This is a genomic window from Dokdonella sp., assembly GCF_051958935.1.
In the GTDB taxonomy this organism is placed as follows: Bacteria; Pseudomonadota; Gammaproteobacteria; order Xanthomonadales; family Rhodanobacteraceae; genus Dokdonella_A.
Map to the genome: position 1 here is coordinate 15,014 of NZ_JBQCFP010000018.1, position 17,675 is coordinate 32,688.

At 70.4% G+C, this 17,675-nt stretch carries 17 protein-coding genes and 1 tRNA gene; 9 read left to right on the forward strand and 9 right to left on the reverse strand.

Annotation, left to right across the window (positions count from 1 at the left end; translation table 11 throughout):
- Positions 1-2: 2 nt before the first annotated feature.
- From ACTHK2_RS01525 to ACTHK2_RS01540, 4 genes are read right to left on the reverse strand one after another with little or no spacing between them, the layout of a single operon-like run.
- Entirely contained in the window at positions 3-641 is a 639-nt protein-coding gene (locus tag ACTHK2_RS01525; protein ID WP_440243911.1) for a LolA-related protein, read from the reverse strand.
- On the reverse strand, positions 580-1,560 hold the full coding sequence (locus tag ACTHK2_RS01530; protein WP_440243912.1) for an LpxL/LpxP family acyltransferase: 981 nt from the start codon (positions 1,558-1,560) through the stop codon (positions 580-582). Before ACTHK2_RS01530 ends, ACTHK2_RS01525 begins: the two co-directional genes overlap by 62 nt.
- Positions 1,557-1,829, reverse strand: a complete 273-nt coding sequence (locus ACTHK2_RS01535; RefSeq protein WP_440244024.1) for a hydroxymyristoyl-ACP dehydratase — start codon at positions 1,827-1,829, stop codon at positions 1,557-1,559. Before ACTHK2_RS01535 ends, ACTHK2_RS01530 begins: the two co-directional genes overlap by 4 nt.
- Positions 1,830-1,831: 2 nt before the next feature.
- Positions 1,832-2,587 carry a xanthomonadin biosynthesis protein gene (locus ACTHK2_RS01540; RefSeq protein WP_440243913.1) on the reverse strand — a complete coding sequence of 252 codons (756 nt, stop codon included), beginning with the start codon at positions 2,585-2,587 and terminating at the stop codon, positions 1,832-1,834.
- 219 nt (positions 2,588-2,806) lie between these two features.
- Between ACTHK2_RS01540 and ACTHK2_RS01545 the strand changes: the two genes are divergently transcribed.
- Positions 2,807-4,126: an NAD(P)/FAD-dependent oxidoreductase gene (locus ACTHK2_RS01545; RefSeq protein WP_440243914.1), complete on the forward strand. Its 1,320-nt coding sequence runs from the start codon at positions 2,807-2,809 to the stop codon at positions 4,124-4,126.
- A gap of 120 nt (positions 4,127-4,246) precedes the next feature.
- On the opposite strand, the gene ACTHK2_RS01550 is transcribed toward ACTHK2_RS01545, so the two are convergent.
- Positions 4,247-4,534, reverse strand: a complete 288-nt coding sequence (locus ACTHK2_RS01550; protein WP_440243915.1) for a phosphopantetheine-binding protein — start codon at positions 4,532-4,534, stop codon at positions 4,247-4,249.
- An 89-nt stretch (positions 4,535-4,623) separates the two neighbouring features.
- Between ACTHK2_RS01550 and ACTHK2_RS01555 the strand changes: the two genes are divergently transcribed.
- From ACTHK2_RS01555 to ACTHK2_RS01590, 8 genes are all read left to right on the forward strand, one after another.
- Positions 4,624-5,619, forward strand: a complete 996-nt coding sequence (locus tag ACTHK2_RS01555) for a pteridine-dependent deoxygenase (RefSeq protein ID WP_440243916.1) — start codon at positions 4,624-4,626, stop codon at positions 5,617-5,619.
- A gap of 98 nt (positions 5,620-5,717) precedes the next feature.
- Positions 5,718-6,119, forward strand: coding sequence for a c-type cytochrome (locus ACTHK2_RS01560; protein ID WP_440243917.1), 402 nt, complete (start codon positions 5,718-5,720; stop codon positions 6,117-6,119).
- Positions 6,120-6,174: 55 nt separating this feature from the next.
- Positions 6,175-7,134, forward strand: coding sequence for a beta-propeller fold lactonase family protein (locus tag ACTHK2_RS01565; protein ID WP_440243918.1), 960 nt, complete (start codon positions 6,175-6,177; stop codon positions 7,132-7,134).
- Positions 7,135-7,217: 83 nt separating this feature from the next.
- Positions 7,218-8,327, forward strand: coding sequence for an S-(hydroxymethyl)glutathione dehydrogenase/class III alcohol dehydrogenase (locus ACTHK2_RS01570; protein WP_440243919.1), 1,110 nt, complete (start codon positions 7,218-7,220; stop codon positions 8,325-8,327).
- Positions 8,328-8,543: 216 nt separating this feature from the next.
- Positions 8,544-9,116, forward strand: coding sequence for an S-(hydroxymethyl)glutathione synthase (gene gfa, locus ACTHK2_RS01575; protein ID WP_440243920.1), 573 nt, complete (start codon positions 8,544-8,546; stop codon positions 9,114-9,116).
- Positions 9,117-9,118: 2 nt separating this feature from the next.
- The gene (locus ACTHK2_RS01580) at positions 9,119-11,440 is read left to right on the forward strand and encodes a TonB-dependent receptor (protein WP_440243921.1); all 2,322 of its coding nucleotides are present in this window, start codon (positions 9,119-9,121) and stop codon (positions 11,438-11,440) included.
- A 247-nt stretch (positions 11,441-11,687) separates the two neighbouring features.
- Positions 11,688-14,012 (forward strand): Tex family protein, encoded by a 2,325-nt coding sequence (locus tag ACTHK2_RS01585; protein ID WP_440243922.1) that lies wholly within the window; start codon positions 11,688-11,690, stop codon positions 14,010-14,012.
- A 197-nt stretch (positions 14,013-14,209) separates the two neighbouring features.
- A complete protein-coding gene (locus ACTHK2_RS01590) occupies positions 14,210-14,983 on the forward strand; it encodes a glycine zipper 2TM domain-containing protein (RefSeq protein WP_440243923.1) in 774 nt (257 codons plus the stop codon).
- A 54-nt stretch (positions 14,984-15,037) separates the two neighbouring features.
- On the opposite strand, the gene ACTHK2_RS01595 is transcribed toward ACTHK2_RS01590, so the two are convergent.
- From ACTHK2_RS01595 to ACTHK2_RS01610, 4 genes are all read right to left on the reverse strand, one after another.
- Positions 15,038-15,643 carry a redoxin domain-containing protein gene (locus ACTHK2_RS01595; protein WP_440243924.1) on the reverse strand — a complete coding sequence of 202 codons (606 nt, stop codon included), beginning with the start codon at positions 15,641-15,643 and terminating at the stop codon, positions 15,038-15,040.
- Positions 15,644-15,680: 37 nt separating this feature from the next.
- Positions 15,681-16,556, reverse strand: a complete 876-nt coding sequence (locus ACTHK2_RS01600) for a protein-disulfide reductase DsbD domain-containing protein (RefSeq protein ID WP_440243926.1) — start codon at positions 16,554-16,556, stop codon at positions 15,681-15,683.
- An 80-nt stretch (positions 16,557-16,636) separates the two neighbouring features.
- Positions 16,637-16,712, reverse strand: a tRNA-Thr gene (locus ACTHK2_RS01605).
- A gap of 228 nt (positions 16,713-16,940) precedes the next feature.
- Positions 16,941-17,606: an SPOR domain-containing protein gene (locus tag ACTHK2_RS01610; RefSeq protein WP_440243927.1), complete on the reverse strand. Its 666-nt coding sequence runs from the start codon at positions 17,604-17,606 to the stop codon at positions 16,941-16,943.
- Between the last annotated feature and the right edge of the window lie 69 nt (positions 17,607-17,675).

Sequence of the window (17,675 nt, forward strand, 5' to 3'; positions counted from 1 at the left end):
CATCACGGTGCGGCGCCGGAGCGGCAGATCGCTTCGAGCTGCGGCTGCGACGGCCGCGCGGGCAGCTTCGCCGACGCGAGGCGGTCGACCAGCAGGACCGCGACGTCGCCATCGCCCTCGCGCGTGACGAAGCAGAGCGGTGTCCGTTCGCTGCCGTCGACGCGGATCTCGCCGACGCGGCGCGCGAGGCGCGCATCGCGCGGCTTCAGCACGAGCTGCCACGCGTGCGCGTCGCCGCTCGCCGACAGCGAGAAGTCGGCCGCAAGCGTCGCCGCATCGCCGCCCAGCAGAGCGGCGAAGCCACGCAGGAAGCCTTCGAGCTCCGGCGCCTGGCCGAGCGAGAACGTGCGCACGGGTCGGTCGCCGCGCTGCACGCTTGCCGCGCCGTCCTCCACCCGGGTCTGCTCGCGGTACGGCGCATCGACGCGCTTGCCGAGGCGGCCGGGGCCGAGGTACTCGAGTTCGCCGCGCAGGATCAGCGGACGCTCAAGCAGGCTCGAGAAGCGCACTTCGGTGTACGCCGTGCGCGCGGGCACCTCGCGGCGCAGCTGCGCGACGAGTGCGGCGGCGTCGGGCGGCTCAGCCGGCGCTGCGGACGACGGCGTCGCCGGGGCGAACGTCGCCAACAGCGCGAGTGCCATGGACCGACTCGACGCCGCGGCCTTCGGGATTCCAGAAGTCATGCCAGTTGAACCAGTTGTAGGGATCCTGCCGCACATGATGTTCGAGTCGCGACGCGTAGCGCTGCACGACCTCGCGCAGCGCCGCCTCGCGTTCGCGCCGCGGCAGTGCGAGCTCGTCGGCGAGCGGTTCGAAGTACAGATCGTAGCGGTTGCCGCCGCGGTACATGCCGAGGCAGAGCACGATCGGCACTTTCAGGATCGCGCCGAGCAGGAAGGGCGCGGTCGGGAACGGTGCGGGCGCGCCGAAGAAATCCGCGTCCATCGTCGCCTCGTGCTCGCGCGCGCGATCGGCGAGCAGGGTCGCGAGCGCGCCCTCGGCGAGCGCCTCGGACAGCGCGAGCACGATCTCCGTGCCCGGGCGCGAGGCGTCGATGACGTTGCGGCCGATCTCGGGATTGAGCGCGTGCAGCAGCTCGGTCAGCGCGGGCGTCTTCTGCGTGTCGAGCACGACGCGCACCTTGATGTCCGGCCGCCCGTCCGCGGCGACGCGCAAGACCTCGAAACTGCCGACGTGCGCGCCGAGCAGCAACACGCCGCGATCCGGATGCATGCGCGAGGTGAGTTCTTCCAGGCCGTGCATGCGCACGTCGAAGCGCGCGTAGCGTTCGGCGAGCAGGAACAGGCGATCGAGGATCGTGCCCGCGAAGCGATGGATGTGGCGCATGACCTGCCACGCGCTCGGGCGGCGGCCGGTCGCGCGCTCGAGGAACGCGTAGGACACGCGCCGCTCGTACGGGCGGCGGAAATAGAAGTACAGCGTGATCGGCAGCAGGCACAGGCGCGCGACGCCGCGGCCGCACTTGAGGCCGATCGCACGGATCAGCCAGATCGCGAAGCGGCCGCCGCCTTCGGGACGCGCGCTCCAGTGCTCGCTCATGCGAGTTCGCCCTCGCCGGCGAGGATCGCCACGCCGTTGCGCTCGATGCGGAAACGCACACGCGCGCCGTCGCGCGCGAGCGTGAGCACGGCGTCCTCGCCCGGGCGCAGCGGCGCGACGAACTTGACCGAGTGGATGCGCTGCAGCACGCCGCCGTCGCGCTCGATCGCCGCCGCGACACGGTCGAGCAGCACGACACCAGGCACGATCGGGTCACCGGGAAAATGGCCCGGCAGGCTCGGATGGTCCGCCTCGATGCGCAGTGCGATCGTCATCGCACACCTGTCGGGCGCGTGTCTCCCGCATCCGCGACGATGCCCTGCAGCAGCGCCGGCCAGCGCTGCACGACGCGCGCGATGAACAGCGGCAGTGGCGCATGCGGCACGCCGCGCAGGTGCACGCGGCGATAGGCGTATTCGAGCACGAGCACGAGGGGCACGAGCGCGTAGCCGCCGACATGCAGGTACCAGCGCCAGCCCGGCGCCGCGAATGCGGCTGGGGACGTCGCGCCGAACGCGGCGAACACGCCGCCCGGCACGAGACAGAGAACGACGCCGAGCGCCGACGCCTGTGCGCCGAGCAGGAGCGCCCACGCCCAGGTGAGCTGGCGCGCGTACGCGGCCACGCGTGGCACGGCGAGCCGCTCGCGGCTTTCGATGATCGCGATGAACCGCGCGATGAGCGGCTCGCGGCCGTCGCGCAGGGTGCTCGCGAACAGCGCGCACAGCGCCGCATTCACGAGGATCGGCAACGCATCGAGCGCGAGCAGGCCCTCGCCGCGAACGGCGAGCAGGCCGAGCAGCAGCGCGAGCGCGAGCCACGCGCCCCAGGCGCCGGCGCTGCGCCGGCGCAGCGCCGGCGACAGCAGCGCGCTCGCGAGCACGAACACCGCGAGCGCGGCGAGCCAGGCGCGGCCACTCGACCACGCGGCCAGCGCGAGCACGAAATACGCGGCGAGCCCGGCGAGCAGCAGGCGCGAACGGCGGACCGGCGTCTCGGACGAAGCGGCGGGAGCGGGCAGGGACACGGAAACGGGCACGCGTGGCGACGAGGCAGGAAAGTGCGGCCGGAATGTACCATGCGTGCGCGCCGCTTCGCGGCGGTCGCGTCGCCGCGTGTCGTCGGTCCGGCGCATGGCGACGGCGATGCGCCGCACGCGCTCGTGCAGGGCCGACGCATCCGCCCGAGTTCCGGCTAGACTCGGCCGGCTGGGCTCAAGTCGATCATCGAGGGAGGAATGCAGGCGATGGCGAACACGATCGAATGCGACGTGCTGGTGGTCGGCGGCGGGCCGGGAGGCTCGACGGTGGCGACGCTGCTGCGCAAGCAGGGCCGCCACGTCGTGCAGCTCGAGAAGGACCGCCACCCGCGCTTCCACATCGGCGAGTCGCTGCTGCCGTCGAACCTGCCGATCTTCGACGCGCTCGGCGTCATGGACAAGGTGCGCGCACTCGGCGTGCTCAAGCTCGGCGCCGACTTCCCGTCGCAGGAAGGCAACTACCAGACCTTCCACTTCCGTCGCGCGCTCGGCAATACGCCGCCGCACGCATTCCAGGTCAAGCGCGAGGAATTCGACCAGATGCTGTTCGAGCATGCGCGCGAGAGCGGCGTCGACGCGCGCGAGAACGTCAAGGTCGAGAAGGTCGAGCTCGGCGGCATCGGCCAGGTCGTCGCCTGGGCGAAGGACGCCGCCGGCGAGGACCTCATCGTGCGCGCGAAGTACTTCGTCGATGCGAGCGGACGCGACACCCTGCTCGGCAACGTGCTCAAGCTCAAGCGCAAGAACGACGCGCACCAGAGCGCGGCGATCTTCGCGCATTTCACCGGGGTCGAGACGCGCCCCGGCGATGACGCCGGCAACATCAGCATCTACAACTTCGAGCACGGCTGGTGCTGGTTCATCCCGCTGCGCGACGGGGTCATGAGCATCGGTTGCGTATGCCGGCCCGAGTACCTCAAGCAGCGGCGCGGCCGCAACGAGGAATTCCTGCTCGCGACGCTCGCGATGATGCCGGACGCGGTGCGCCGCATGCAGGGCGCGAAGATGGTGTCCGAGGTGCGCGTGACCGGCAACTACTCCTACACCTGCGACCGCATGCACGGCCCGGGCTGGGTCATGGTCGGCGATGCGTGGGCATTCGTCGACCCGGTGTTCTCGTCCGGCGTCTACCTCGCGATGCACAGCGGCAAGCAGGCGGCGGCGATGGTCGGCGCCGCGCTCGACGACCCGGCGCGCGAACGTGCGCTGCAGGGCGACTTCGAGAAGCGCATCCGCCGCGGCGTGCGCGTGTTCTCGTGGTTCATCTACCGCTTCAACTCGCCGGTCATGCGCACGCTGTTCGCGAGCCCGCGCAACACCTGGCGCGTCGAAGAGGGCGTGATCTCGATGCTCGCCGGCGACGTGTTCGACAGCCCGCCGGTGATGCGCCGCCTGCACCTGTTCAAGCTCATCTACGCGACGGTCGGCCTCGCCAACCTGCGCCGCTGGCTCGGCGAACTCGGCGAACGGCGCCGCCAGGCGAAGGTCGCGTTCACCGGGGGCAACACGCCGGTGGATCCGGCGTGATTTGGGGATTGGTGGGCTGGTGATTAGTGATTAGTGATTGGTGATTGGTTGAATAGCCGAGCGCGCCCGGCATGCTCTTCACGAATCACGAATCACGAATCACGAATCACGAATCACCAATCACGGCTCCCGCGCGCGATGTTGCTCGATATGCGCCGACAACGCGCGCAGGCTGCCGAAGATCGTGCGGTTGTCGGGGTTGTCCGAGCGCAGCTGGAAGCCGTAACGCTTGGACACCGCGAGCGCGAGTTCGAGCGCGTCGATCGAGTCGAGGCCGAGGTCGCCGCCGAACAACGCGGCGTCCGGGTCGATCGCTTCCGCCTTGATCCAGTCGATGTTCAGGCTGTCGACGATGAGCCGGGCGAGTTCCTGTTCGGCGGGCGTCTGGGCAGTGGCGAGATCGGTCATGGCGGGCGCTGGCTCGGGTATTGCAGGCAGTGGCGGTCGGCGCAGTGTATCATCCGCGACCCTCTCCAATGCCCGACCCTGCAGCGCCGATGTCCACGCCGATGAGCCTGCCCGCAGCGCCGGTGGCGCCGCTCGCGATCCGCTACGAGCACGCCGCGCTGGACGCGCTGCTCGCGGCGGACGACGTGCTCGCGGTGATCGGCTTCGGTCGCGCGGCGCCGGCCTCGGACGATCCGCGCGTACTGCGCGTCGGGCTCGAGCCGCTCGTGGCCGACACAGCGCCGTTCGAAGTCTGGCGCGGCGTCGCGCCGGTGCGTCAGGGTCGCGACGGCGAGCTCGCCTGGAGCAGCGACGGCGAGCACCTGTTCTTCGCGATCGAGGTCGACGAAGACGCATACGACGGCATCGGTGGCGCGGCCGAGCACGCGTACGCCTGCCTCGGCCCGTTCGTCGCCGCGAGCGACACGCCGCACATCCTGCGCCTGTGGAACTACCTCGACGCGATCAATCTCGGCGACGGCGACGATGAACGCTACCGTCGCTTCTGCGCCGGCCGCGCGCGCGGCATGGATGCGCACGTTCCCGCGCGTTACCCGGCGGCGACCGCGATCGGCCGCCACGATGGCGTGCGCCGCCTGCAGGTGTACGGCCTCGCCGCGCGACACGCGGGTACGCCGGTCGAGAATCCGCGCCAGGTCAGTGCCTGGCGCTATCCGCGCGAATACGGGCCGACCGCGCCGACCTTCGCGCGCGGCATGCGTACCGCGAGCGCGGAACTGCTGATCTCCGGTACCGCCGCGGTGGTCGGGCACGCCTCGCGACACGCCGGCGACATCGATGCGCAGCTCGACGAGACGATCGCCAACCTGCAGAGCCTCGCGATCGAAGCCGGCGCGCCGGTGCCCGGCCTCGACGGCCACAGCGTGATGAAAGCCTACGTGCGCCACGACGCCGACGCTCCGCACGTCGCCCGGATGCTGCACGCGCGCCTGCCCTCGCTCGGCGGCCTCGTCCTGCTCGGCGGCGACATCTGCCGGCGCGAACTGCTGGTCGAGGTCGACGGCGTGCACGTACTCGCGGACTGAACCGCGTGTCGCCGCGCCGCACCGCACGAGGCGCGCTGCTCGCGCTCGCCTGCAGCGCAGGGCTCGGAGCGTGCGGGTCATCGCCCGATCCCGCCGCCGTGAGCGACGCCGCCAAGGCCGGCGGCAGCAACGAGCACGGCCTCGTGCGCCTGCGCAACCCGCTCGAGGGCGACGCCGCCGCGATCGCGGCCGGGCAGGCCCTGTTCGCGGGCAAGGCCTGCGCGGCGTGCCATGGCGCGAGCGGCGGCGGCGGCATGTGCCCACCGCTCGTCAACGACGCCTGGGTCTACGGCGACGACGACACCACGCTCTACCACCTGATCCGCGAAGGCAGCATGGCGATGCGCGCGCGCGGCTATGCGCGCGGCAGCGCCGAGAAGGTCGCCGGCGACATGCCGCCGCTCGGCAGCGCGCTCAGCGAGCAGGAAACCTGGCAGCTGATCGCATGGATCCGGGCGAACCATGCGCACGCGGCGCCGAGGGCGCCGGCGACACGGTGACGACGGCGCGCGCGAGCGCGTATCGTGTCCCCCCTGCCGTCGTACCGGAGCCGCGATGTCCACCCCTTTTCCGCGCCTGCTCGCCGTTGCGCTGCTCCTCGTCGCGGGCACGGCCGTGGCGGCGCCGCTCGCCTACGTGCCGAACCAGAAGAGCGGTTCGATTTCGGTGATCGACACCGCGACCGACGCGGTCGTGCGCACGCTGACCGCCGGCGGCGCGCTCGGCGATCGCGTGCAGGCGCTCGACATCGACGCGCGCGGCAAGACGCTCTACGTCGTCGACGCCGGCCACGACCAGCTCGTCGTGCTCGATGCCGCGACCGACCAGGTGCGCGGCAAGGTCGCGATCGGTGCGGATACCGAGGGCGTGCGGCTGTCGCCGGACGACCGCACGATCGCGATCTGCGCCGAGGGCCAGCACCAGGTGCTGCTCGTCGACGCGGCATCGCTCGCGATCAGCGCGCGCATCAAGGTGCGCGGGCGCAATCCCGAACACTGCGAGTTCTCGCCCGACGGCAAGTTCCTCGTCACCAGCAACGAAGGTTCGAACGACCTCGACGTGATCGACCTCGCCACGCGCGCCTCGGTCGGCTCCATCGCGACCGCGGGCCATCCGCGCGGCGCGGCGTTCCTGCCGCGCTCCTCGACGCTCTACGTCGCGCAGGAGTCGGCCAACGGCGTCGACCTCGTCGACTTCGCCGCGCGCCGCAAGGTCGCGACGATCGCGACGGCCGACCGCGCCGCCGGCGTCACCGTCGCGCCCGACGGCAAGCGGGTGTACGTCGCCAACGGCAGCGGCAGCGTGACGGTGATCGACGTCGCGAGCAGCGTCGTCATCCGCGAAATCCCGGTCGGCAAGCGGCCGTGGAACATGGCGATCACGCCGGACGGGCGCAAGCTCTACGTCGCCAACGGCCGCTCCAACTCGGTCAGCGTGATCGACACGCGCACGTTCGACGTGACGAAGGAAATCGCGGTCGGAGAACTGCCTTGGGGCATCGCGATCGCGCCCTGAGCGCCTCCCCTTTCGCGGCGCCGGCGCGTGGCGCGACAATGCGCGTCCGCGCCGCCCGGCGCACATTGCATGCGAGGTGATCGATGAAGACCCGTGCCGCCGTCGCCTGGGAAGCGGGCAAGCCGCTGTCGATCGAGCAGGTCGACCTCGAAGGCCCGCGCGCCGGCGAAGTGCTCGTGCGCATCGTCGCGACCGGCGTCTGCCATACGGATGCATTCACGCTGTCGGGCGCCGACCCCGAAGGCATGTTCCCGGTCATCCTCGGCCACGAGGGCGGCGGCATCGTCGAGGAAGTCGGCCCGGGCGTCACCAGCGTGAAACCGGGCGACCACGTGATCCCGCTCTACACGCCCGAATGCGGCCAGTGCAAGTTCTGCACGTCGGGCAAGACCAACCTGTGCCAGGCGATCCGCGCGACGCAGGGCAAGGGCCTCATGCCCGATGGCACCTCGCGCTTCTCGCTCAACGGCAAGCCGATCCTCCACTACATGGGCTGCAGCACGTTCTCCGAGCACACCGTGCTGCCGGAGATCGCGCTCGCGAAGATCAATCCGGCCGCGCCGCTGGACAAGGTCTGCCTGCTCGGCTGCGGCATCACGACCGGCATCGGCGCGGTGCTCAATACCGCGAAGGTGACGCCCGGATCGACCGTCGCGGTGTTCGGCCTCGGCGGCATCGGCATGTCGGTGATCCAGGGCGCGGTCATGGCGAAGGCCGCACGCATCGTCGCGATCGACATGAACCCGGACAAGTTCGAGATGGCGAGGCAACTCGGCGCGACCGATTTCGTCAATCCGAAGGATTACGACCGCCCGATCCAGGACGTGATCGTCGAGCTCACCGACGGCGGCGTCGACTACTCGTTCGAGTGCATCGGCAACGTCAACGTCATGCGTTCGGCGCTCGAGTGCTGCCACAAGGGCTGGGGCGAGTCGATCATCATCGGCGTCGCGGGTGCGGGCCAGGAGATCTCGACGAGGCCGTTCCAGCTCGTGACCGGCCGCGTCTGGCGCGGTTCCGCGTTCGGCGGCGTCAAGGGTCGCTCGCAGCTGCCGGGCTACGTCGACCGTTACCTCAGCGGCGAGTTGAAGATCGACGAATTCGTGTCGGCGGAGCTGCCGCTCGAGCAGATCAACCATGCGTTCGATCTCATGCACGAGGGCAAGGTGATCCGGTCCGTCATCAGGTACTAGGCATCGGCGGGACGGCGGTCGCCGGCATGGGCGCGCAGGCGATGGTGCAACCGTCGAAGCGAAAATGGATTCCCGCTTCCGCGGGAATGGCGGCGCGGCGGAATCGGCCGACTGACGGGCGCACCGATGCGTCGTCGCCGTCACGCGGCGCAAAGTGGTTCGCCAGGGACGCGGCTTGGCAACGTGGTAGATGCTGACTCCAACCGGGAGGCCATCATGGCCGTTGCAATCCATCCGTCGGTCGACCGCGGGATCGCGCCCGCGGCGCCGGGTTTCGCGGGCGGCACGCTCGCGTGCAGGTGCGCGTCCGATCCGGTCATCGTCGCGCTGAAGGCACAGACCGCGCACAACCACGTGTGCGGATGCACGCAGTGCTGGAAACCCGCGGGCGCGCTGTTCTCGTTGGTCGCGGTGGTGCCGAGCGACAAGGTCGAGGTTACGGCGAACGGCGACAAGCTGCGCGTCGTCGATCCGGCGAAGACGATCCTGCGCCATGCCTGCAGCGCGTGCGGCACGCACATGTACGGCCGCATCGAGAACACGAAGCATCCGTTTTACGGCCTCGACTTCGTGCATACGGAACTGTCGCCGCAGGCCGGCTGGTCGCCGCCGACGTTCGCCGCGTTCGTGTCGTCGATCATCGAGGCCGGCGCCGATCCGGCCGAGATGGGCAGGGTTCGCGCGCAGCTGAAGTCGCTCGGCCTCGAACCGTACGACTGCCTGTCGCCACCGCTGATGGACGCGATCGCGACGCACGCGGCCAGGGCATCCGGCGTGCTCAGGGGCTGAGCATGCCCTTCGCGCAGTGCACGCGGCACGGCGCCGCACTCATCCTCGCCGTGCTCGCGCTGCTGCGCGCGGGCGCCCTAAACGCGCAGCAACGCGGCGACGAGGACGTCGACGCGCTCGACCTCGTGCGCGTCGTCGGCGTCACGCCGCTGACCGGCACCGAGCTGCCCGCGGCGAAGCTGCCGTACGACGTGCAATCGACGGACGACGCCGCGTTCTCACGCGCGCAGGTCGCCGGCCTCGCCGACTACCTCGACCGCCATCTCGCCGGCGTGAGCAGCAATGCGGCGCAGAACAGCCCGCTGCAGCCGGACCTGCAGTTCCGCGGTTACACCGCGACGCCGCTGCTCGGTGGCGCGGAAGGCCTGTCGGTCTACCTCGACGGCGTGCGCGTCAACGAAGTGTTCGGCGACACCGTCAACTGGGATCTCGTGCCCGACGCCGCGATCGAACGCATGAGCCTGTTCGCCGGAGCGAACCCGATCTTCGGCCTCAACACGCTCGGCGGCGCGATCGCGATCCGCACCAAGAGCGGCTTCAGCGATCCGGGTACGCGCGTTTCGCTCTACGGCGGCTCGTTCGGCCGCAGCGACGCGACGTTCGAGACCGCCGGCAACGCGGGCACGTGGGGCTGGTACCTCATGGGTCGCCGCTTCGACGAGGACGGCTGGCGCGACGCATCGCCGTCGAACGCGAAGAACCTTTACGGGACGTTGTCGTGGCGCGGCGATGCGGCGACGTTCGACCTGCACCTCGGCCACGGCGACACCGACCTCACCGGCAACGGCCCCGCGCCCGTGCAGCAGCTCGCCGGGCGCTGGCAAGCCGTATTCACCGCGCCCGACGAGACCGCGAACCGCATGGACCTCGCGAGCGGCGAAGGCTCGCTCGACGTCTCCGAACACGCGAAGCTCTCGTTCACGCTGTTCCATCGCGCGGTGACGACGCGTTCGTACAACGGCGACGGCAGCGACTTCGAGGAGTGCGACGACGACGCCACGATCCTGTGCGACGGCGGCGAAGCCGTGCTCGACCAGCATGGCGCGCCGCTGCCCGCGACGTTCGACGCAATCAACAACATCAGCCGGCGCCGCCAGCGCAGCAACGGCGCCACGGTGCAGCTCGCGATCGATGCGCCGCTCGCGGGGCGCGAGAACCAGCTCGTCGTCGGCCTCGATGCGAACGACGGTCGCCTGCGCTTCGATTCCGCGGTGGAGGCGGCGATGCTCGACGCCGACCGCCATACCTCGGCGGACTCGGGGCTGTTCATTCCCGACGCCGCACTCGCGGTGCGCAGCCGCACGCGCAGCCTCGGCCTGTATGCCACCGATACGCTGTCGTTGACCGAGCGTCTCGCCCTCACGCTGTCCGCGCGCGGCAACCACACGCGCACGACGATCACCGATCCCGGCGGCGAGAACCCCGACCTCGACGGCCGCCACCGGTTCTCGCGGATCAACCCCGCCGCCGGATTCACCTGGCGCTGGAGCGACGCGCTGAATGCGTACGCGGGGTACAGCGAGTCGACGCGCGCGCCGACGCCGGTCGAGCTCACCTGCGCGGACGAGGACGCGCCGTGCAAGCTGCCGAACCAGTTCCTCAGCGACCCGCCGCTCGAGCAGGTCGTCGCGAAGGGCTGGGAAGCCGGCCTGCGCGGTGCGCTCGTCGACGCGCGTGGCGGCGATCGTCTCGACTGGCGCGTCGGCGCGTTCCGCACGACCAACACCGACGACATCCTGTTCCAGGCGACCGGCGGCACGCAGTCGAACGAAGGCTTCTTCGCCAATGTCGGCGACACGCGCCGGCAGGGCCTCCAGGCGGGCATTTCCGGCACCTCGTTCGGGCGACGCCTCGCGTGGCATGCGAACGCGAGCTGGCTCGACGCGACCTATCGCAGCGCGTTCGTCGAGAACAGCGCGCATCACCCGGATGCCGACGACGACGGGCTCATCGCCGTGCGGCGCGGCGACCGCATCCCGGGCCTGCCGCGCGCGAGCGTGAAGCTCGGTGCCGATTTCGCGTTCACGCCTGCATGGTCGCTCGGTGGCGACGTGGTCGCGAACACGGGGCAGTACCTGCGCGGCGACGAGGCGAACCGCTTGGCGCGCACGGGCGGCTGGGCCGTCGTGAACCTGCGCGCGGAATGGAGCCTCAATGCGCACGCGAGCGTGTTCGCGCGCGTGGACAACGTATTCGATCGCCGCTACGTCACCTTCGGCACGCTCGGCGATGCGAGCGAGGTATTCGACGCCTTCGACGATCCGCGCTTCCTCGGCCCCGCTGCGCCGCGCGGCGCATGGGTGGGCGTGCGGCTGTCGCTGTGACATCGCGATCGCGCTTCGTGCGTGCGGGCGATGCGGCGCCGCGCGCCAACCGTGAAACGCGCGGCAACGCAAGCCTTGACCGCACCGGGGGCATTACTACGATACGGCGCTCGCACACGCGTGCGTGAAACGAGCGGAAGCGTCCCGACGCGATCCGTCTCCCTCGACGAAATCCCTCAAGCGCCCGCCCGAACGGGCACGGCGGCCTCGTGCACGGCGCGATCGCCGTCGCGACACAGGACGATCCATGCTGAGCATCGAACAACGCATCGCCGCGGACATCGCCGCGCAACCGGCACAGGTGAAGGCCGCGGTGGAACTCCTCGACGGCGGTGCCACCGTGCCGTTCATCGCGCGCTACCGCAAGGAAGTCACCGGCGGGCTCGACGACACGCAGCTGCGCCTGCTCGAGGAACGCCTCGGTTACCTGCGCGAGCTCGAGGATCGCCGCGCGGCCATCCTCGCGAGCATCGAGGAGCAGGGCAAGCTCGACGACGCGCTCAAGGCGCAGATCCTCGAGGCCGACACCAAGGCTCGGCTCGAGGACCTCTACCTGCCGTACAAGCCCAAGCGCCGCACCAAGGCGCAGATCGCGCGCGAAGCGGGCCTCGAGCCGCTCGCGCTCGGCCTGCGCGAGGATCCGACCGTCGCGCCGGACGTGCGCGCGGCCGCGTTCGTCGACGCCGAAAAGGGCGTGCCGGACGTCAAGACCGCGCTCGACGGCGCGCGCCAGATCCTCATGGAGACGTTCGCGGAAGACGCCGCGCTCGTCGGCGGCCTGCGCGAATGGGCCTGGGGCAAGGGCCAGATCCGCGCCAAGGTCGTCGAAGGCACGGAGAACGAAGGCGCGAAGTTCCGCGATTACTTCGACCATGCCGAACCGATCGCGAAAATCCCGTCGCACCGCCTGCTCGCGTTGATGCGCGCGCGCAATGAAGGCGTGCTCGCGCTCGAACTGGTACCGACCGCGGAAGCCGAGCAGGGCCACGCCGAGGCGGAAGCGCGCGTCGCCGCGCACGCCGGCATCGCCGCGCGCGGGCGTGCCGCCGATGCCTGGCTGCTCGAGACGTGCCGCCTCGCCTGGCGCGTGAAGCTGCACCTCTCGCTCACGCTCGACCTCTTCTCGCGCGCGCGCGAAGCGGCCGAGGAGGAAGCGATCCGCGTGTTCGGCGACAACCTCAAGGACCTGCTGCTCGCCGCACCGGCGGGGCCGAAGGCGGTCATGGGCCTGGATCCCGGCATCCGCACCGGCGTGAAGGTCGCCGTGGTCGATGCGACCGGCAAGCTGCTCGCGACGACGACCGTGTATCCGCACGAGCCGCGCCGGCAGTGGAACGAGTCGCTCGCCGAACTCGGCGCGCTGTGCCTGAAACACGGCGTCGAGCTCATCGCGATCGGCAACGGCACCGCCTCGCGCGAGACCGACAAGCTCGCCGGCGAAGTCATCAAGAAACTCGGCGAGCGCGCGAAGATCGCCAAGATCGTCGTCAGCGAAGCCGGCGCATCGGTGTATTCGGCGTCGGAAACCGCGGCGAAGGAATTCCCGACGCTCGACGTCTCGCTGCGTGGCGCAGTGTCCATCGCCCGACGCCTGCAGGACCCGCTCGCCGAACTCGTGAAGATCGAGCCGAAGGCGATCGGCGTCGGCCAGTACCAGCACGACGTCAACCAGGCGCGACTCGCGCGCGCGCTCGATGCGAAAGTCGAGGACTGCGTCAACGCGGTCGGTGTCGACGTCAACACCGCCTCGGCGCCGCTGCTCGCGCGCGTCGCCGGCCTCAGCGGCAGCGTCGCCGAGAACATCGTCAAATACCGGGATGAACACGGCGCGTTCGCGACGCGCGCGGTGCTGAAGAAGGTGCCGCGCCTCGGCGACAAGGCGTTCGAACAGGCGGCCGGTTTCCTGCGCATCCCGCACGGCGACAACCCGCTCGACGCGGGCGGCGTGCATCCGGAAGCATATCCCGTGGTCGAACGCATCCTCGCGCGCTGCGGTCGCGAGGTGAAGCAGGTGATCGGCGACGGCGCGTTCCTGCGCAGCCTGCGCGCGGAAGACTACGTCGACGAACGCTTCGGCGTGCCAACCGTGCGCGACATCATCCGCGAGCTCGAGAAGCCCGGCCGCGATCCGCGCCCGAGCTTCGTCGCGCCCGCGTTCGCCGAGGGCGTCGAGGACCTCAAGGACCTCGTCGTCGGGATGGTGCTCGAAGGCCGGGTAACCAACGTCGCCGCGTTCGGCGCCTTCGTCGACATCGGCGTGCACCAGGACGGCCTCGTGCATGTTTCGGCGCTGTCTCACACGTTCGTGCGCGATCCACGCGAGGCGGTGAAGGCGGGCGACATCGTCAAGGTCAAGGTCATGGAGGTCGACCTGCAACGCCAGCGCATCGCCCTCAGCATGCGCCTCGACGACGTCCCCGGCGAGGCGCGCGGCGCGCGTCCTGCACGCGACGAACGCGGCGGTGGCGAGCGCAATGCGCGTCGCGATGGCTCCGCGCGCAAGCCGGCGAGCGCATCCGCGCCGACGAACAGCGCCTTCGCGGATGCGTTTACGCGGGCGCGCAGGAATTGAGGGCTGAACAGCGTCGCGACTCTATGGATTCGCTCCCACGCACGGCGTGCGCTCGACCTTCGGGCTCGAGCCGCCGCGTCGTCGTTTGTCCTGCAGAACCATTACCTGAGCGCGACCCGAACGGCGATCCGCGCATCGGCCGATCCCGTGAAGTCCCGCCTTAAACTTGGGCTCCACGGTATTTCTGGATCGCCATCATGAACATCCGCACGATATCCGGCCTGCCGATCGCGATCGCTGCCGCAGCCGCACTGGCGGCGTGCAGCGACAAGCCGGCGGCCACGAGCACCGGCGATGCGCCCGCGGCAACGGCGTCCACGCAGGCATCGACGGACGCACCGCCGCACGAAGGACTCACCGCGCGCGAGATGATCTCGGCACCGCGCGGCAGCCTGCCTCCTGCAGGGAATCCCGATGGCGACTTGCCCGATGCCGGTGCGGCGGCCGCGCAGGCGCAGTCCGCGCGTGCCGAACTGCCCGCACCACCCGCGGGCGACAGCACAGACGCATCGCCTGCGCGCCCGCAAGATGCAGGCAGCGCCACGCCCCGTTACGCGGACGTGATCAGCGTGCAGCCCGTCAAGCAGACGACGACGCGCGAGCGCGAGGAATGCCGCGACGAGCGCATCGTGCACAAGCACCGGCCGAAGGATGACCGGCAAGTGGCCGGCACCGTGCTCGGCGCCGTCGCCGGTGGCGTGATCGGCCATCAGGTCGGCGGCGGGCGCGGACGCGATCTCGCGACCGTCGCCGGCGCCGTCGGCGGCGGCTATGCCGGCAAGAAGATCCAGCAGCGGCAGCAGGACCGCGACACCTACACGACGACCGAGCGCCGCTGCCGCACCGTGAAGGAGCCGGTCGAGGACGTCACCTACGACGTCGTTTACGAATACCGCGGCCAGACGCACCAGGTGCGCCTCGACCACGACCCGGGCGAGCGCGTCGAGCTGCCCGTGCGCGGGATCGAGTAGGCGCTGCAGGCCGCTCGCGCCGTTTCGGCGCGGACGGCCCTGCACCGGCGACCGTCAGGACGCGCCGTACTTGACCGCGCAGCCGTACGGTTCCGACGTCGTCACGCTCACCGCCTTGCCGGCCGCGAGTTCCGCGAGCACCTGCGGCACGTACTGGGTCGCCTTCGCGATGTCGTCGGCGTCGGCGCTCTGGATCGAGTCGATGCCGCCCATGTAGCGCAGCACGCCGCCGCCATCGATGACGTACAGGTGCGGCGTCGTCTTCGCGTCGTACGCGCGGCCCACCTTGCCGTCCGGGTCGAGCAGGTATGCGCTCGCCTTGGCCCCGACCTTGGCGATCCATGCATTCGCCCCGGCCGCGTCGAAGTGGCCCTGCTTGCCTGCCGCGCCCGAATTGATCGTGAACCACACCACGCCCTGCGCGGCCGCGTCGGCCTGCTGCTTCTGCAGGTTGCCCGCGCCGTAGTGCTTGCGCACGAACGGGCAATCCGGATTGGACCACTCGAGCACGACCGTCCTGCCGGCATAGTCGGCGAGCGCGTGCGTCTTCCCATGGGTATCGATGGCGCTGAACGCAGGCGCGGGCTCTCCGACTCTCGGCTTGGCCGACAGCGGCGTGGCGACGGTGCACAGCAGCGCGAACAGGAACATCGGTTTCATCGTGGACTCCGGCAGGGAACGACGGGGATTTCGGACCTCAAGGGGCCGACGCGGTTCCGGCCGCGTACGGCACCCGCACATGCCAGCCGCGCGGCGTGCGCCCGTCCGTCGTCGTGACGACGAGATCGAGCTGCGCCGGCGCCTGCGTGAAGTACTCGCTGCGCGCCGTCTCGACGAGCAGCGCATCGCCCTCGCGGCGGATCGAAGGCGGCGCGTTGCCGACCACCTTGCGCTGTGCGACAAACGCATCGAGCGCGGCCGACGCGGGTGGCAGGCTCGTGCCCTCGACGCGCACGACGATGCGCGCGCCGTCATCGTGCGCGCTGCCGCTCCATCCACTCGCCTGCGGCTGCGCGAGCCGCGCCTGCGCGAACGCGGCGCTCCAGCGTGCATCGATGCGTGGTGGCTCCGCCGCCACCGGCAGGTCGAGCGACAGTGACGCCTTGCCCGGGATGCACTCCTCGCGGCAGGCGAGCCATTTCACCGCCACCGCGAGATGCACGTTCGATCCGACCGCGGCATCGGCCGGTACGCTGAGCGCGACCGGCAACAGCACGTCGCCTTCGTAACCGATGTTGTAGAGGCCACCGACACCGAACCGCTTCGGCACCGGCCACTCGACCTCGCCCGCGGCGTATCCGGGCGGCGGGGACCATGCGAGCGTCGTCGGCAGTCCCGAATCGCCCGGGTTGATCCAGTAGCTGTGCCAGTGCGGCGCGTGGCGCAGGCGCACGCCGAGCGATGACGTACCGCCCGGCACGAGCGCCGCGTGTTCGGCGACCAGTTCGGCCTGCAATGGGGTGATTTCGGCGTCTTCGCCGGAAGCCGCATGCGCCGACGCGGCGAACGCGAGCAGGAAAATCCCGCTGCAACGGACGCGACGGAAAAACGCGAACGGATGGCGCATCGTCATGGGCTCCTCGATGCAACTACGCTAGACGATCGCGTGTTAGCGATGCGTGACGGCAGCGACGTACGAGGCGGGGGAAAGGGTGGTGCCGCTTATCCGACTCGAACGGATGACCTACCGCTTACAAGGCGGTTGCTCTACCAACTGAGCTAAAGCGGCACGGGCGGCCGATTCTAGCAGCATCGTCCGGTGAGGCCCGCGGCGCGGCCCCGGCGGGTGAGGACAGCCGCGCTAGCAGGATGTTGAAAAAGGCGCTATCCAGCGCTTTTTCAACTCAGCGAGTCCCGCGCATGTCCGGACTCGCTTCCGCGATTCAACGACGTGCGTCGTCGACTCGCGAGCGATCCATCCCTGGATCGCGTCCGCAGGCTGTTTTTCAACAGCCTGCTAGTAGGCCTGGCAGCGCGTCTGCTCGATGTGCGCATCGTGCGCGCCGGCGACGCGGCTCGCGAGGTCGGCCGGCTCGGCGCCGGCGAGGGCGAAGTCGAGCCAGTAGACGGGCAGGTCTTCGGTGCGCGCGTTGACCTTCGGGGTGAAGCCGAGCGCGGCGATCTCGGCGCGGCGGCGCTCGGCGTTGCCCTGGTCGCGGAACAAGCCGAGCGAGATCGTGTTCTGCTGGTCGCCCGCGGTGACGACGTAGTAGTCGTGCACGCTCTTGGCGGCGAGCGCGCGCGCGGTCGCGAGCGCCTGCTCGCGCGTCGGCATCGCGGGCAGGTACACCCAGTAGCCGCGCGTCTGCGTCGCGCGTTCCTCGCGCATGCGGATGCGCTTGGTCGACGGCGTCAGGATGTTCATTGCCGCGCGCGCATCGGCCTGGGTCTGGAACGGGCCGAAGCGGCGGCACTGGTCGTTGGCGAGGTCGGCCGGGCTTTCCGGCGCGCTCGCGAGCTCGGCATGGTCGTCGGCGTCGCGCTCGGCGAGCAGTTCCAGCCGCGGCACGCCCGGATCGGTCGCCGGTGCCGCTTCCGCGACCGGTCGGTTCGCGAACGCGAGCCAGCACGCGCCGCCGATATTCAGCGCGAGCAGCAGCATGAACAGGACGCGGACGAACATGGCGATGATTCGGGTGCGCGATGACCGGCCGATTCTAATCGACACGCACCGGGTCGACGCGCACCCGAT

Bases quoted from the DNA above. Each gene is read 5' to 3' on its own strand.
- ACTHK2_RS01565 (WP_440243918.1), top strand. From the start codon at position 6,175: ATGTCCACCCCTTTTCCGCGCCTGCTCGCCGTTGCGCTGCTCCTCGTC.
- ACTHK2_RS01585 (WP_440243922.1), top strand. From the start codon at position 11,688: ATGCTGAGCATCGAACAACGCATCGCCGCGGACATCGCCGCGCAACCG.
- ACTHK2_RS01555 (WP_440243916.1), top strand. From the start codon at position 4,624: ATGTCCACGCCGATGAGCCTGCCCGCAGCGCCGGTGGCGCCGCTCGCG.
- gfa (WP_440243920.1), top strand. From the start codon at position 8,544: ATGGCCGTTGCAATCCATCCGTCGGTCGACCGCGGGATCGCGCCCGCG.
- ACTHK2_RS01545 (WP_440243914.1), top strand. From the start codon at position 2,807: ATGGCGAACACGATCGAATGCGACGTGCTGGTGGTCGGCGGCGGGCCG.
- ACTHK2_RS01610 (WP_440243927.1), bottom strand. From the start codon at position 17,606: ATGTTCGTCCGCGTCCTGTTCATGCTGCTGCTCGCGCTGAATATCGGC.
- ACTHK2_RS01595 (WP_440243924.1), bottom strand. From the start codon at position 15,643: ATGAAACCGATGTTCCTGTTCGCGCTGCTGTGCACCGTCGCCACGCCG.
- ACTHK2_RS01530 (WP_440243912.1), bottom strand. From the start codon at position 1,560: ATGAGCGAGCACTGGAGCGCGCGTCCCGAAGGCGGCGGCCGCTTCGCG.
- ACTHK2_RS01590 (WP_440243923.1), top strand. From the start codon at position 14,210: ATGAACATCCGCACGATATCCGGCCTGCCGATCGCGATCGCTGCCGCA.
- ACTHK2_RS01525 (WP_440243911.1), bottom strand. From the start codon at position 641: ATGGCACTCGCGCTGTTGGCGACGTTCGCCCCGGCGACGCCGTCGTCC.
- ACTHK2_RS01550 (WP_440243915.1), bottom strand. From the start codon at position 4,534: ATGACCGATCTCGCCACTGCCCAGACGCCCGCCGAACAGGAACTCGCC.
- ACTHK2_RS01580 (WP_440243921.1), top strand. From the start codon at position 9,119: ATGCCCTTCGCGCAGTGCACGCGGCACGGCGCCGCACTCATCCTCGCC.
- ACTHK2_RS01600 (WP_440243926.1), bottom strand. From the start codon at position 16,556: ATGACGATGCGCCATCCGTTCGCGTTTTTCCGTCGCGTCCGTTGCAGC.
- ACTHK2_RS01570 (WP_440243919.1), top strand. From the start codon at position 7,218: ATGAAGACCCGTGCCGCCGTCGCCTGGGAAGCGGGCAAGCCGCTGTCG.